The 13316-nt window shown below is 67.3% G+C and carries 12 protein-coding genes; 2 read left to right on the plus strand and 10 right to left on the minus strand.

Features of this window, described 5'->3' with window-relative positions; translation table 11 throughout:
- Positions 1-9: 9 nt before the first annotated feature.
- From HTZ77_RS03710 to HTZ77_RS03750, 9 genes are all read right to left on the minus strand, one after another.
- Positions 10-1251 (minus strand): FAD-dependent oxidoreductase, encoded by a 1242-nt coding sequence (locus HTZ77_RS03710; RefSeq protein ID WP_175588018.1) that lies wholly within the window; start codon positions 1249-1251, stop codon positions 10-12.
- Complete coding sequence (locus HTZ77_RS03715; protein WP_175588019.1) at positions 1248-1934, minus strand: class I SAM-dependent methyltransferase; 687 nt, start codon at positions 1932-1934, stop codon at positions 1248-1250. Before HTZ77_RS03715 ends, HTZ77_RS03710 begins: the two co-directional genes overlap by 4 nt.
- 73 nt (positions 1935-2007) lie before the next feature.
- Positions 2008-2904, minus strand: a complete 897-nt coding sequence (locus HTZ77_RS03720; protein ID WP_175588020.1) for an HIT domain-containing protein — start codon at positions 2902-2904, stop codon at positions 2008-2010.
- 28 nt (positions 2905-2932) lie between these two features.
- Positions 2933-3667, minus strand: a complete 735-nt coding sequence (locus HTZ77_RS03725) for a hypothetical protein (protein WP_175588021.1) — start codon at positions 3665-3667, stop codon at positions 2933-2935.
- Positions 3668-3692: 25 nt separating this feature from the next.
- On the minus strand, positions 3693-4958 hold the full coding sequence (locus HTZ77_RS03730; protein WP_175588022.1) for an MFS transporter: 1266 nt from the start codon (positions 4956-4958) through the stop codon (positions 3693-3695).
- Positions 4955-5686, minus strand: a complete 732-nt coding sequence (locus tag HTZ77_RS03735) for a nucleotidyltransferase family protein (protein WP_175588023.1) — start codon at positions 5684-5686, stop codon at positions 4955-4957. Before HTZ77_RS03735 ends, HTZ77_RS03730 begins: the two co-directional genes overlap by 4 nt.
- Positions 5683-6339, minus strand: a complete 657-nt coding sequence (gene hisG, locus HTZ77_RS03740) for an ATP phosphoribosyltransferase (protein ID WP_175588024.1) — start codon at positions 6337-6339, stop codon at positions 5683-5685. The genes HTZ77_RS03735 and hisG overlap by 4 nt, the downstream gene beginning before the upstream one ends.
- Positions 6339-8042: a hypothetical protein gene (locus tag HTZ77_RS03745; protein WP_175588025.1), complete on the minus strand. Its 1704-nt coding sequence runs from the start codon at positions 8040-8042 to the stop codon at positions 6339-6341. Before HTZ77_RS03745 ends, hisG begins: the two co-directional genes overlap by 1 nt.
- A gap of 54 nt (positions 8043-8096) precedes the next feature.
- Positions 8097-9245: a DUF1152 domain-containing protein gene (locus tag HTZ77_RS03750; RefSeq protein WP_175588026.1), complete on the minus strand. Its 1149-nt coding sequence runs from the start codon at positions 9243-9245 to the stop codon at positions 8097-8099.
- Positions 9246-9785: 540 nt separating this feature from the next.
- Between HTZ77_RS03750 and HTZ77_RS03755 the strand changes: the two genes are divergently transcribed.
- Positions 9786-11054, plus strand: a complete 1269-nt coding sequence (locus tag HTZ77_RS03755) for a cryptochrome/photolyase family protein (RefSeq protein WP_175588027.1) — start codon at positions 9786-9788, stop codon at positions 11052-11054.
- Positions 11055-11234: 180 nt separating this feature from the next.
- On the plus strand, positions 11235-12263 hold the full coding sequence (locus tag HTZ77_RS47270) for a GNAT family N-acetyltransferase (RefSeq protein ID WP_175588028.1): 1029 nt from the start codon (positions 11235-11237) through the stop codon (positions 12261-12263).
- On the opposite strand, the gene HTZ77_RS03765 is transcribed toward HTZ77_RS47270, so the two are convergent.
- Positions 12209-13309, minus strand: coding sequence for a helix-turn-helix transcriptional regulator (locus HTZ77_RS03765; RefSeq protein WP_175588029.1), 1101 nt, complete (start codon positions 13307-13309; stop codon positions 12209-12211). The genes HTZ77_RS47270 and HTZ77_RS03765 overlap by 55 nt on opposite strands.
- Between the last annotated feature and the right edge of the window lie 7 nt (positions 13310-13316).

The raw sequence follows: 13316 nt of genomic DNA on the forward strand, positions 1-13316 counted from the left end.
TCCCGTTCCTCAACTCGTTGTCGGAGGTGGAAGCGTGCTGTCTCGGAGAAGGTGGTGACGTTCAACCGTCATCCGGTTCAGGAGTGGATCTCCGGCGGCCAGCTTCCTGACGTGAGCCAGTCGCGCCCGGTGGGCGACTCCCTTTGGCGTGGTGTCGTCGAGCAACACGCTGTCGTCGAACCAGGGGCGAAGGTGCTTGTGCACTTCGTGGCGGTAGGTCGCGATACCGGTATGGATGTCCTCGCTATGACCGAGGGCGCGAGCCAGCATCAGGCTCTGCGTCAGCGCGTGGCTGATTCCGCGGCCATGTGCGGGATTCGTGGTGAACAACGCGTCTCCGGCACGGACGACTGCCGTCACATGCTCGGAAACGGCAATCCAGTGATTGCCCATGCTGGCGAAGCTCAGGACGGATGACATCGGCGTGCTCGATTCGGGAAGCGTCCACGCTCCCAGACCGGGAACAGCGCGGAAGAACGAGGCGTGGAACGCGGGATCTCTGAGATGCCGTCGCATGGGCCAGTGCCGGCTGCATGCCACGACCGCGTGAAAAGTGTCACGGGGGCCTCGGATGATGGATGCCTCTGTGTCGTCAGGCAGAGTCACGCGCCCTGTGACCACTCGCGACAGTGGCGGCACCCGCGCACCGGGCATGAGCTTGTAGCGAACCGAGTGAAAGTCGCGGGGCGACCCGTGGTGCTCCCTGATGGTGGTGAACTCCGCCGACCAGGTGCGTCGGTGCGTGCCTGTCGCGTCGATCACACATCGGGCGGTCAAGGTCGTCGAGCCCCCGAGCCGCCCCCGCACGTGCGCGCATGCCATCTGCCCGGCCGCCGTGACATCAGTGAGGCGGGAATCGGCCAGTATGCGCACCGCCCTCGCCTGGGCTGTTTCGGCGCGAAGGGCTGCGTCGAGCATCCAGCGCTCCATGAGCACCGTGTCAACGGGTGGCCCATCGCCTTCGAGAAGGTTCACCATGGTGCCGCCGACCTTCAGCAACCGCCCAAGGACCGCGGGCAGGTGCTCGCTGAGCATGGCCAGCCCCTGGCTCAGTATCCCGTGGGGATGCATGATTTGCGCCACACAGGACGTGGACGGGTCTTCGCCGGACGCGGACGGCGGAGCGGGATCGATCAGCACCACCTCCCTGCCGGTCTGCGCCAGCAACAGCGCCGAGGACAGCGCGGCTACTCCGCCTCCCGCCACAACTATGCGTCCGTCCGCATCCCGGGTCCGGGCGAGCTCGGTCACCGTTTCAACCCGACGACGACAACCCGCGGACTCGACCGCGGGTCAAGCGGGTCCCCGGTCAGCGTTCCGTGAACAGAGGCCATGGTCAGACCCGCCTCTGCCAGCAAAGCCTCGAGCTCGGCTGCGGTGTACAGCTCGAAGACCGCTGAATATGCCGCGTGGCTGGTGCCGTCCGTATAGGAGTAGTCGATGCGCAGCGCATGGCCGGCATTCGCGATGGTGCGATCCTCTTGTACGCGCATGTCGTCGGTCTGCCAGCTTCTTCGCGTACGCTGCGGCTCCGCTCGGATGGCGTCGGCATTCCAGACGTCGAGGACCAGATGTCCGCCCGTGTCCAGGTGCCGGGCCCATCGGGCCAGAACTTCTGGCACCTCATGCTGCTCGATGAGGGCAAATGTGTTGAACAAGCAGACCACCGCATCGTAGGTCCCGTCTGAAGGCGTCCGCATATCGCCTACCAGCACGTCCACGGGGAGCCCTGCGCAGGCGCTGCGCGCTGCCGCCACGCTGGATGGACTCTGGTCGATGCCCGTCGAGCGCACCCCACGCCTGCCCAACTCGCGCAGGTGACGTCCTTCCCCGCAACCGAGATCAAGCACGTGCGAGCCGGTGCGCAACATGCATGACCGCACGAGGAAGTCGATCTCGCGGGAGGTCCGTTCGGGCGTGAGAAGCCCCGCCACGGATCGCGCATACCAGGACCCTTCCCTGTAGTACTCCTGGGACCAGTGCTGGGTGGTCGAAGGGGTATTCTGCCTAGCCGTGTTCATCCAGCATTCCCTTCAAGCGAATCCGTAAGGACTCGGCCGTGGTGTGCTGCGCGCGCGTGGGCGTGTGAGAGTCGACTGTTTCGAGCAGATCGCGCAGCGGCAGCCAACTGAATCCGTCATCGTTGCGCCGTGGAATCACTTCGGCGTGCACTCTGCCGTAGGTTTGGCCCGCCAGAGCCCCCTCGGCCCATTGCACGCTCACACCCTCACAGTTGCTGTCGGTCTCGTACATCGCGCAGAGTTTCGCCAGGACGGAAACGAAGGGCACAACGTCGTCCTTGTCCAGGTGAGAGAAGTCGGTGTGCCGCCGGTCAAGGTCGACCACCAGCGATCCGCGGGTGCGCTCCGCTTTCGGCTTCCACACCCGGCATCCGTCCCGCTGGTGAACTCGGATGCCCCAGTCGACGGCCTCGAAAGCGAGTGTCTGCAACCCGTCGGGCACCAGACGTTCGGCGGCTGTCAGGGCGGTCCTCATGCCGCGCAGGGTGCCAGCCTCGGCTCTGGGCAGGGTGGCTGTCGCGGCGTAGTGGTACGGAATGCCTTCGTAGCGGGGCACCACCTGGACATGGAAATGGGGTTCGCTCTGAGTCGCCAGTACCCCCACCGACCACCAATAGTGAATGCCCGCCGGGCCGAAGGCGCGGCGCAGAGCCTGCCCTGACCGTTGGATGAGCAGCGCCAAATGGGTGGCCTCGGTGGCAGTCAGACTGCCAGCACGTTCAAGGTGCCGGCGGGGAACGACGATGATGCATCCGCGGGTCCGTTGCCGGGCGTTCATCATCGACACGGCATGAGAGGTGGCCCAGAGAGGAACCCAGTGAGCTTCCATCTGCAAATACGTGCAGAACGAGCATCGGCCTACTTTCGGGATCTCTAATGACATGAGGGTCCCCTCGAAGCGAGCCGCCCCCTCATAGTTCCGCGAGGCGCTCAAGCTTGGATGTGACCTCCTGTTCGGTGAAGCGATTCAGCCTGACTCGTCTGGCCGCGCTGGGTGTCTCCTCGACCGCTGCCATGTCGGCTGTCTCCACGACGAAAGGGGTGTCGCTGACGATCTCGGAGTACGGACGCCTGGCTCCGCCCTGAACAACGAGCGTTACTGTGACCGTCCCGGCTGTTCCCGTGGCCTGGTGGAACATGTTGCATTCCATGTCGTAGTAGCCGTCGGCAGGCATGGTTCCTTCCCAGGTGAGCAGCATCCCCTTACGCGTGGGGACGAGTTCTTCTGGCCTTTGGCGGAAGGAGAGCTGGTATACGTCGACCGCGTTGTCCTCGGTGGGTTTGGCAGCCAGATAGTGCCGAAGTTGCAGCGAACCTTTGAGGACATAGGAGGAGAAGTCGAATCGGTGGTTGTGGATGAGGCCCCAATCAGTGTCCCCCTCCCACCAAACGTCCAGCTTGATCAGCGCATCACTCTCGTCGCGCCAAATGATGATCTTGTCAAATCCGTTCGAGTGCCGGTACGAACTGGCTGCTACGCGGCTGAGGAGGGTCTGTGACTGGAGGACCTCCGCGCAGATCTCCTTGAGAGAGATCCTCTTTGCGAACGCGGCCAGCGGGTGGCGCCATCCCTTGCTCCGCCGGACCTCGGACAGCCGTGTCTCACGGGTGAGCGGCTCGACGATGAGCGAGTTCGGTAGTTCCATTCCTTGCCTCCGGTTGTTGTGTGTTTCATCCCACGGATGCTGGTCGCCTTCGGCCGGACGGTGTCACCCGCGCAAGCTTGCGCACGGATGGATCGATGAGCAGCGGCAACGAGGTCAGCAGGCATGAAGCGCCGCCGATGGCGAGCAGCAGTTCTGGATCGCCGGCTTGCGCCCAGGCCCCCACAGCCGCGTATGCGATGGGGGTGAGCAAGGAACTCGCCATCATGTCGAGCGCGGTGACACGGCCCAGCAGTTCGCTGGGCACATCCCGCTGCAAGGCGGTTGCCCACAACACACCGTAGATTTCGAGCCCGACGGCGGCGAGGAAGTGGGCCGCCAGAAGTACGGCAACAGGAACATCGAACAGCATCGCACCCATGACCAACGAGAAGGCGGCGACTCCGATCATGGCGGGTACGCCTGGAGTACTCGTATGAATACGGGACGCCATAAGAGCGCCCACAATGGCTCCCATGGCGAACACACTCATGCTCGTGGCGTAAGGCGCCACCGATCCGTAATTTTGCTGGGCGACGACGGGCAGCAAGACGAACCACGGAGCCACTGAGAGCGGTACTTGGATCAGGCCGCCGAGCATTCCGAGCCCGAGCCAGCGCCGCTGGGCAACCGCCTTGACGCCGTCGGCCAGATCCTCCCAAGGCCGTTTCGCGGGCGGATTCCCGGTCACGGGGCTGCGGACCATCGCCAGGGTTGCGATGCTGACGGCGAACGTGAACAGGTCGAACCACAGCGCAGCCGTCGATGAAACGAATGCGACCAGCATGCCCCCGAGCGCAGGACCCGCGATGGCCGCGGTACGCGTCACCATGGAGCCGAGCGCGTTCGCCGACTGAAAAAGCTCTTCCGAGAGGAGATGCGGATACAGACCGCGGAACGCTGGACGGAAGACGGCCTCGCCCAAGCCGAAGACCAGCATGCATATGCTGATCAGAATCGCCGACCCGTTCGTGTACAGCACGACGAGCATCGACAGCACCGCGACCACACGAACCAGGTCAGCACTGATCATCACTTTCGTTCGGGGGAATCGGTCGGCGATCACCCCACCCACCAACAGGGCGACGAGCATGGCGATGCTGCGTGCAACGAGCAGGCCGCCGATCGCCGCTGCTCCCTCACCCTGCTCCAACAGGGCGAAGGCCACTGCGACGGGCACCACGCCATCGCCCACTGCGCTGACCAACTGGCCCGCCATCACGATCGTGAAATCACGGTGACGTAACGCGGCAAGCATCCCTCTCCGCCTGGGCGACATCGTGGCGTTGGTCATAGCAGCTCCGTGATCTCGTTGTTCCACATGGCTGTGTACCGCCACAGCTCTCCAGCATCCAGATATGGTCCGGGCCACTCGACGGCCAACACGGGGTCACCTGTTTCCAGGATCAACCCGGTCAGGTTCACCAGCGTCGTTGCCGCCAAAGTGCCGCCGGTCAAGCGTGCGACCAGACGAGGCGGAAGGGCCATCCGGCCTACCAGTCGGCGGCCATCGGCTGGATGCGTTCGCTGTCTGTATGCCGTGTCGTGCACCGATGTCATGCGGACAACGCGTGCTGTCGTCGCCTCGGGATCGAAGACCGCGGTCACCGCGTGGTCCGTCTTGGCCGCCAGCGACACCATTGAGCGTGAGATGGATGCGGGTACCACTTCATCGCAGTGGACCAGGAGTGAACACATCTCGCGGTCCAGCCCGCAGATCGCCAGTGCCTGGGCCGGCTCCGGTGATGTGAGCAGGTCCACGACTTCTATCGTGAACCCCACCGACAGGTCCGACGCTCCGCGGTCGGCGAGGTGCCGCAGATGGTCGGCCACAAGCGAGGATGTCCCTCCAGCGAGGACGATCCGGACATGCGCGCTACCGGCAGCGACCACCTCCTTGAGGACATGCTGGACCAAGGGTCGATCGCCCAACGGCAAAAGTGCCTTGGGAACGGTGAGCGTCAAGTCACCCATGCGCGTTCCGGCGCCTGCCGCAAGCAGGACCGCCTCGAAACGCGTCATCGCGTCAGCATCCGGCACACATCCTCGATGTTCTTCGGCGACTCGGTCCAGTTCGGCTTCGCGAAGATTCGTCCCGAGGTTTCCAGGATCGTTTCGAGATAGCTGAGCCCGTTGGCCGCGGCAGTCATGCCGGTCATGTGCGCGTCCACGATCAGGTCGACGATGCCCGTGCGGGCGTAGAATTCGGCCGCCCCGCTGACCACCAGCAACTCACACGAAGGCAGACCCGGCTGGTCGAAATATCGCTCCGCGATGGCGGGATACTGGGTGGCCACCGTGATTTCCTCGTGTCGGCGCCAGTCATGGCTTTCGGCTGGGCCGAGGAGGCCTATGCTGCACCGCTGGTATCCGGTGTCGTGAAGTTCGACGAGGTCCACACCGGCTTCGACCACGTAGTCGAAGCCGGTGATCACAAGGTCGGCCAGGCCGTTGGCCGCCAGATAGGGGAGATCGTTGGAGCGGGCGCAGACGACGATGAAGTCCTCGGTGTCGAACCTCAAGCTGCGGCCTCCAGCCTCTCCCACGATCGATCCTGTGAGTGAGGCCACTTCGTCCAGCAGACGGCCCGTGTTGGGAACGCCAAGGATGACTCTCTTCTCCTCGGCCAGGTCGCCGAAGCGAGTGAGGTCCGCGACTCTGGTTGTTCGCAGCATCAGCAGCTTTCCTCCGATCGTGTGGACGAGAAGACACAGCGATAGAAATCGATCCCGCCGTCGCCGACGACCACCGCGCGCGCGGAGCAGATGTCGCTTCCCCCATCCGCCGGGAGGGGGATGTCGAGATGAGTCGTCGTTGCTCCGGCGCCGAGATCCCATTCGACGATGGGTAATGGCTCACCGCGGGACTTATCGCGTACCTGAACGAGAACCCGCCGACCCAGTCCGATAGGCGATGGCGGGATGTCCAAGGTCAGTCGGACATCCTGGCCGGGGTGCCCGTCGCTCGCCGTGAACGGGACTGAGGTGAGTGGAGCTCGGGGGTACGTCGCGGTCACCGTGCTCGCGGTGGTCCCGCATGCGGCACAGTCGAGCCGGGCCCGGCTGCCGTGGTTGTCGGCCGACATGGCCAACGAGGTCAGATGGAGGCGACCATGGCAGTGCCTGCACCGCAAGGCTGTGCGTCGCCTATGGCCAGGCAAGAGCCATAAGTCCAAAGCTGGTTGCAGCATGTCGCCGACTGCGGCGCCTGGACGCGACTCAGTGAGCAGACCACCACGGAGTAGATCCACCATGCTCTGCTGCCACAACGTGTGGGATTGCTCGACCCGGCCGCGCGCGGTGGGGGGAAGCGGACGTCCACGTCGGGCAAAGGCCAGAGCAGTCCAGGCCACCTCCTCGAACCTGCGCCGACGTGCTTGCGCTTCGTCGGTCGCGCGCAGCAGGGGGTGTGTCTTGCCCAACGTCTGCCGAACCAGCAATCGCACGGCGCGTTCGACACGTTCCATGTCATGGCACCGGGCCAAGACCTGCACGAAGCCCGGGCCGATCGGGTCGGCGGCTTCATGTCGCGGTCCCGGGCGGGCATCGGTGGTCACCGAGACAACCCCGTAGGGAGATCCGAGCAGGATCAGTGCTCCACGCTGGGCGATGTCGGTACCGCGGTTGATTTCGAGCACTGCTTGGCCGATGGTCTTGCCTGCTTTGAGCGCATGCAGGATCCGAGCGAAATCCTCCGGATCCTGCGCCGTCTGCCGGGTGGTGCCGATCACGTAGCGCGCCGCTCCCCGAGTCCATGCCGCATGCGCGAGACCGAGGTCACTGGGGTAGAGCTCCCCGGCCAACAGCATGCTGGTGCAGGAGAGCAGAACGAGAAGCTCGCACTCCAGGTCACGGGCCCGGACGACCACCGGCTTTTCGCGACCCTTCTTGCATGCCGTATCGGAGCATCCCCCGGGCAGGGGCGCCCCCGTGCGAGAGAGTTCGGCGCGACCGAGAAGCCCGCACAAGACGCTGTGCCCGAGGTTCAGGTGCATGCCGTCGCCGTGAGCGACGATGCCGATTGCCGTCCACCTCTGACGCAGTGCGTCGGCGGGACTGGGCCAATGTTCACCGTCAAGCGTGCGTGCTTTCGTCTCTTCGATCAAGAGAGCGCCCGACCTAGGGAAGCTGGAACCCTCTTCCCTAGGGACCACGCCGGTCATCACTCCCCAGGCCACCTGGTACCTGCCGGCCAGGACAGCCCAATCCTCCATGGCGTCGAGGGTGAACTCCTCGCGCGTCCCGGAGATGAGCACATGGTCGCCGGAATGAGCCGCGAACAACGCTTCCGTCGTCGCGGGGTCCGACTCGATGAGGTGGCGCGCTTCGATCTGGACGCACCGGGCGCGGTTGTGCTTCGGAGTGATGCGGTCAACCACGGACAGCACAGTCTGCCGGGTGGAGGAATGTGTGGAACTGAGCAGGCGCCACGTTCACTGGGCAGCCTCCATGCTCGAAGTGGGTCCTTCGTCGAGGCCCAGATCCGCGTGGAGCTCGACGCCGTACTCCTGCAGCAGGAAGGTCGGCACCAAGGGTTTATGATAGGCGGCTGCGAAATTGCGTCGGATCTTCGCGTCGAGAGCATCAATGTGAGCTCGATTCGACGCGCCATAGATGGAGGCGCAGCGCCGGAGACTCGTGTGTGTGACTCGATTGTCCAACTGCGCGAGCATGGCAGACACTTCGGCGACAGTTGGGGGAGTGGCGTCCCGTTTCACAAACATACGCTCGCTGGCGATCTCGGAGATCTGTCCCGCTCTGGACAAGGCGGCGCCGACCTCGTCGAAGGACGCCGCATGTCGCACTGCCTGGGCGAGCCGACTACGTCGGACGACATCTTCAAGGGGGTATGTACGCGCGATGGCAGCCCCACGATCGAGGACCACGGGGGCCAGACCGGCCTTGATGTCCACCGTGGCGATGAGTCCCTGGCTGCCGAGCAGCATCATCAAGCTCGCCTCGCTGGGAAACCAGGCAAGATCCCCGTACGTACGGCTCGCCACGCTGCGCGGAATCACTCGCTCATTGATCAGGGGAAGCTCACTATGGGCCTGCCTCAACTCCCTCAGGGACAACTCTCCGTCCAAGCCGGCACCGACCACGGTCACTACCGCTTTCAGACCGCTCACGTCACATGCGGCCAGCAGCAGCGCATCAAGGGCAGGGCTGCGTAATCCCGATTCGTCTCCGGTGGCAAGGACGTCGCCGCCGACGTCGACGAGTTCGATCAGGTCGATCTGGGCGTGATCACACAGCGTGGACAGTTGCCGACCCAACTCCTCGACCCCCACGGTGACGTCCAGGAAGAACACCTCGGCACCAGAGACCTCGACGAACTTCGGCAGCGGCGACCATCCGCCGGGAAGGGACGTCGCAGGAGATATGAGCCAGCCGCGAGGATCTGGGCCGAGGCCGGACAGGTCCTCAGGCCCCCTTGGCCCAGGATGCGGGTCGAGTATCGATCGCTCCCAGATGGGAGCAGCGAAGGCGATCGTTCGGTCCAGCGAGGGCAGTTGCGACAGGGCCCAGGCGGCGATCAGGTCACCGGAGCCGCCGGATGCGACACACAAACGCCTTGCCAATATTTCTCCCATGCTTACAGCGCCACTTCGCAGCCCATGGACGCCGCTGGCCACAGCGTCGCGTCAAATGCACAGGCCGGAGGAGGCGGCGGGACTGCGTGAAAGTCGATTGCCCAGTTCGTCGGACTGTTCAGATCTCGGCGAAGCTGGGGTGCGGTCCTGTGTGGACGGTGTTCCGGATCGTTAATCTCGCGTTAATTCAGCCGTACTTGGGGCTGTTATATCAAAGATCATTGCGAAAATGCGAGCCACGCCCCCTGTGGCGTAGATCACACTGAACGAGGGGCGGACTGCGTGTTGCTGTCCACAACTGCTGGGAACACTTCATCTATGTCGACTGCATACTGCCAATATAGCTTTATGTAGCAAGACAACTACTCTTGGCGAAGATTAAGCTTGAAGCGGCGGGCATTCCGGTCCAGCCGAACCCCCGCATCTGACTTGATTCTTCCAAATCACTTGTATAAATCATCGTCACCTACGCCGCAGCACCGAGTCGTGGGTTGCAACCGGCGGCGGCCCGGCTCCGAAGACCCCCGTATGGACACCGCCATCGTGCTCTTCAACCGGGATCTGCGGATACACGATCATCCGGCGCTGGCCGAGGCGTGTGCGCGGGCGCGGCACGTGGTGCCGCTGTTCGTGCTCGACCCGGCCGTGCCCGCCGGGCGGCGCCTGCCGTTCCTGCTGGACTGCCTGCGGGACCTGCGGGGAGCGCTGCGCGCCCGTGGCGGCGACCTGGTGGTGCGGCGGGGCGACGCGGTGGCCGAGACGGTGCGGCTGGCCCGCGAGACCGGGGCGGCGGTCGTTCACGCCACCGCGGACGTCAGCGCGCTGGCCCGGGACAGGGAGCGGCGGCTGGCGGACGGGCCGTTCGCGTTCCGGACGTTCCCTGGGGTCACCGTGGTCCCGCCCGGTGAGCTGCTGCCCGCCGGGGGCGGCGACCACTACCGCGTGTTCACCCCCTACTGGCGCGCGTGGTCCGCGGCGCGGCGCCGGGCCGCCGCGGAGGTCCCGGGCTCGGTCACCCTCCCGCCCGGTCTGGACCCGGGCGACATCCCGGACGGATCGCCGCACGACGCCCCTCCGGACGGTGCGCGGGGCGGGGAGGGCCAGGCGCGGGCACGGCTGGAGCGGTGGGTCCGCGACGGGCTGGCCGGATACGCGGGCGACCGCGACGACATGGCCGCCGACCGCACCTCCCGGCTCAGCCCGTACATCCGCTTCGGCTGCCTGTCGCCGCTGGAGCTCGCCGGGCTGCCGGGAGAGGAGTTCGTCAGGCAACTGTGCTGGCGCGACTTCCACCACCAGGTCACGCTGGCCTTCCCCGAGCTGAACCGCCGCGACTACCGGCCGAGGGGCCGGCGGTGGCGCGACGAGGCCGACGCCGTGGCCGCCTGGAAGGAGGGCGCGACAGGGGTGCCCATCGTGGACGCGGGCATGCGGCAGCTTCGCGCCGAGGGCTGGATGCACAACCGGGCCCGCCTCATCACCGCCGGCTACCTGGTCAAGGAGCTGGGCGTCGACTGGCGGGCGGGCGCCGCGCACTTCTTCGAGTTGCTGCTCGACGGCGAGGTGGCCGACAACTCCGGCAACTGGCAGTGGGTCGCCGGCACGGGCAACGACACGCGGCCCAACCGGGGCTTCAACGCCATCCGCCAGGCCAACCGCTTCGACCCCGACGGCGGGTACGTGCGCAGGTACGTGCCCGAGCTGGCGGACGTGCCGGTGCGGTTCGTCCACGAGCCGTGGCGCTCACCCGTGGCGATCAGCGGATATCCGCGCCCGCTGCGTCTGCGCGCCGCCTGAGGGGGGCGCCTGACGGGCTCGCTTGAGGGGGCGCCTCCTGCGGCTCCGGGCCACCCGATCCCCGCCCGCCCGTTGCGTCAGCGCGTCCGTAACGGAGCCGTAACGGATCTTGGGGGGCGGGTGGCGGGTCTGGGAGGCTGGCGTCATGATCGCGCCCGCGCGCCCCGGAGGGGCCTGCCGATGACCGTCGTACGGGGCTTCGCGGCGGGCGACGAGGGCGCGCTGGTCGATGCCTGGAACCGCGCCATGCCGGCCGACCCGACCACCCCCGGCTGGTTCCGCGACTGCGTGCTGCTCGACCCGAACTTCGACCCCGAGGGCCTGCGGGTCGCCGTCACGGACGCCGGGGAGGTGGCCGGGTGCGCGTACGCGGTGCGCCGGTTGACGCCGCCGGCTCCCGGCACCGGGCTGGAGCCCGAGACGGGCTGGATCCCGTTCCTGTTCGTGGCGCCGGAGCACCGGGGCGGCGGGCTCGGCCGGCGGCTCCTCGACGAGGTCCTCGCCTTCCTGGCCGGCCACGGCCGCACCCGCGTCGAGTTCGCCTGCTACACGCCCCACTACGTGCTCCCGGGCGCCGACCCCGAGCGCTATCCGGCGGGCTGCGCGCTGCTGCGGCAGGCGGGGTTCGAGACGTTCTCCCGGCCGGTCGCCATGGATCACGGCCTGGCCGCGTACGTCACGCCCGACGTCGTGCGCGCGCTCCGCGAGCGCCGCGAGAGCGAGGGCTACCGCTTCCGGCGGCCCCTCGACGGGGAGCTGCCGGAGCTGATCCGGTTCGCGGCGGAGGTGTTCACCCCCGAGTGGGGCGAGGCGATCAGGCGGCACGGGAACCCCGCGCGGCTGCTCGTGGCCGTACGGGAGAGCGGGGCGCGGGAGGGGATCGTCGGTCGGGAGAGCGGGGCGCGGGAGGGGATCGTCGGTCGGGAGAGCGGGGCGCGGGAGGGGATCGTCGGTTTCGCCGCGTACGGGGCCTATCGGGGGATCGCCGAGCGGTTCGGGCCGTTCGGCGTCGACCCGGCCGAGCGGGGGACCGGGATCGGCGCGATCCTGCTCCACGGCGCGATGACCATGATGCGCGCCGAGGGGCTGCACTCGTCGTGGTTCCTGTGGACGGGCGAGACGGGGCCCGCCGCCCGCCTGTACGCGAAGGCGGGCTACGAGGTCACGCGTCGCTTCCACGTGATGCGCCGTACCGCGGAACCGGGCTGACGGGCCGACCGCGACGCGTCCCGGCCCGTGCCGAGAGGCGCGTCCCGGCCTGCGGGGTGAGGCGCGTCCCGGGCCGCGTAGAGGGCGGCGAGGGCGTCGGCGGTGGCCGCGAGCGCGTGGCGCAGCTCCGGCGGTTCCAGCACCTCCACGTCCGTGCCCAGCCGCAGGAACTCGCCCGTCGCGTGGTCCACCGACTCGATGGGCACCGTCACCCGCGTCCAGCCCTCCGCGTCCGGCGGGCCGGCCGTGGCCCGGGCCGCCGTCACGAGGCCGGGCGTCATGAGGTCGGCCAGCCGCTCCAGCCCGCGCGGCGACAGCCGCACCGCGGCCTCGCCGCGCCGCAGCCGGGCCTCGAACTCCGCCCGGTACGCCTCCCAGTGCGCCGCCAGGTCGAAGTCCGGCGGGCGGACGAAGCGCTCCTCGCGCAGCGGATGCAGCTCCAGGATCTGTGACACCCGGTACGTGCGCACCTGCCCGCCGGAGCGGGCCACGACGTACCACCGCCCGGCCTTGACCACCAGCCCGTACGGCTCCAGCCGCCGGTCCACCTCCTGTGGCGCCTTCCAGCGGCGGTACCTGACCCGTAGCGCGTGCTCCTCCCACACGGCGGCGGCCACGGCCGGCAGATGGGTGACCGGCTCGGCGTCGCGGTACCACGACGGCGCGTCCAGCAGGAACCGCTCCTGGATCCGGCCGGCCCGGTCGCGCAGCTCGACGGGCAGCGCGGCCATCAGCTTGAGCTGGGCGGCCGTCACCACCGCGCCCAGCCCCAGCTCGGCGGCCGGGCCGGGCAGCCCGGCCAGGAACAGCGACTCGGCCTCGTCGGCCGTCAGCCCGGTCAGCCGGGTGCGGTAGCCGTCGAGCAGCTGGTAGCCGCCGCTCGGGCCCGCGTCGCCGTACAGGGGGATGCCGGCGGCGTGCAGCGACTCGACGTCGCGGTAGATCGTGCGCACCGACACCTCCAGCCGCTCGGCCAGCTCGCGCGCGGTCAGCCGGCCACGGGTCTGCAGGAGCAGCAGGATGGAGACGAGACGGGAGGCGCGCATCCGCTGA

The sequence above is a fragment of the Nonomuraea montanisoli genome (assembly GCF_013363975.1).
Lineage (GTDB): Bacteria > Actinomycetota > Actinomycetes > Streptosporangiales > Streptosporangiaceae > Nonomuraea > Nonomuraea montanisoli.

Bases quoted from the DNA above. Each gene is read 5' to 3' on its own strand.
- HTZ77_RS03720 (WP_175588020.1), bottom strand. From the start codon at position 2,904: ATGTCATTAGAGATCCCGAAAGTAGGCCGATGCTCGTTCTGCACGTAT.
- HTZ77_RS03725 (WP_175588021.1), bottom strand. From the start codon at position 3,667: ATGGAACTACCGAACTCGCTCATCGTCGAGCCGCTCACCCGTGAGACA.
- HTZ77_RS03730 (WP_175588022.1), bottom strand. From the start codon at position 4,958: ATGACCAACGCCACGATGTCGCCCAGGCGGAGAGGGATGCTTGCCGCG.
- HTZ77_RS03735 (WP_175588023.1), bottom strand. From the start codon at position 5,686: ATGACGCGTTTCGAGGCGGTCCTGCTTGCGGCAGGCGCCGGAACGCGC.
- hisG (WP_175588024.1), bottom strand. From the start codon at position 6,339: ATGCTGCGAACAACCAGAGTCGCGGACCTCACTCGCTTCGGCGACCTG.
- HTZ77_RS03755 (WP_175588027.1), top strand. From the start codon at position 9,786: ATGGACACCGCCATCGTGCTCTTCAACCGGGATCTGCGGATACACGAT.
- HTZ77_RS47270 (WP_175588028.1), top strand. From the start codon at position 11,235: ATGACCGTCGTACGGGGCTTCGCGGCGGGCGACGAGGGCGCGCTGGTC.
- HTZ77_RS03765 (WP_175588029.1), bottom strand. From the start codon at position 13,309: ATGCGCGCCTCCCGTCTCGTCTCCATCCTGCTGCTCCTGCAGACCCGT.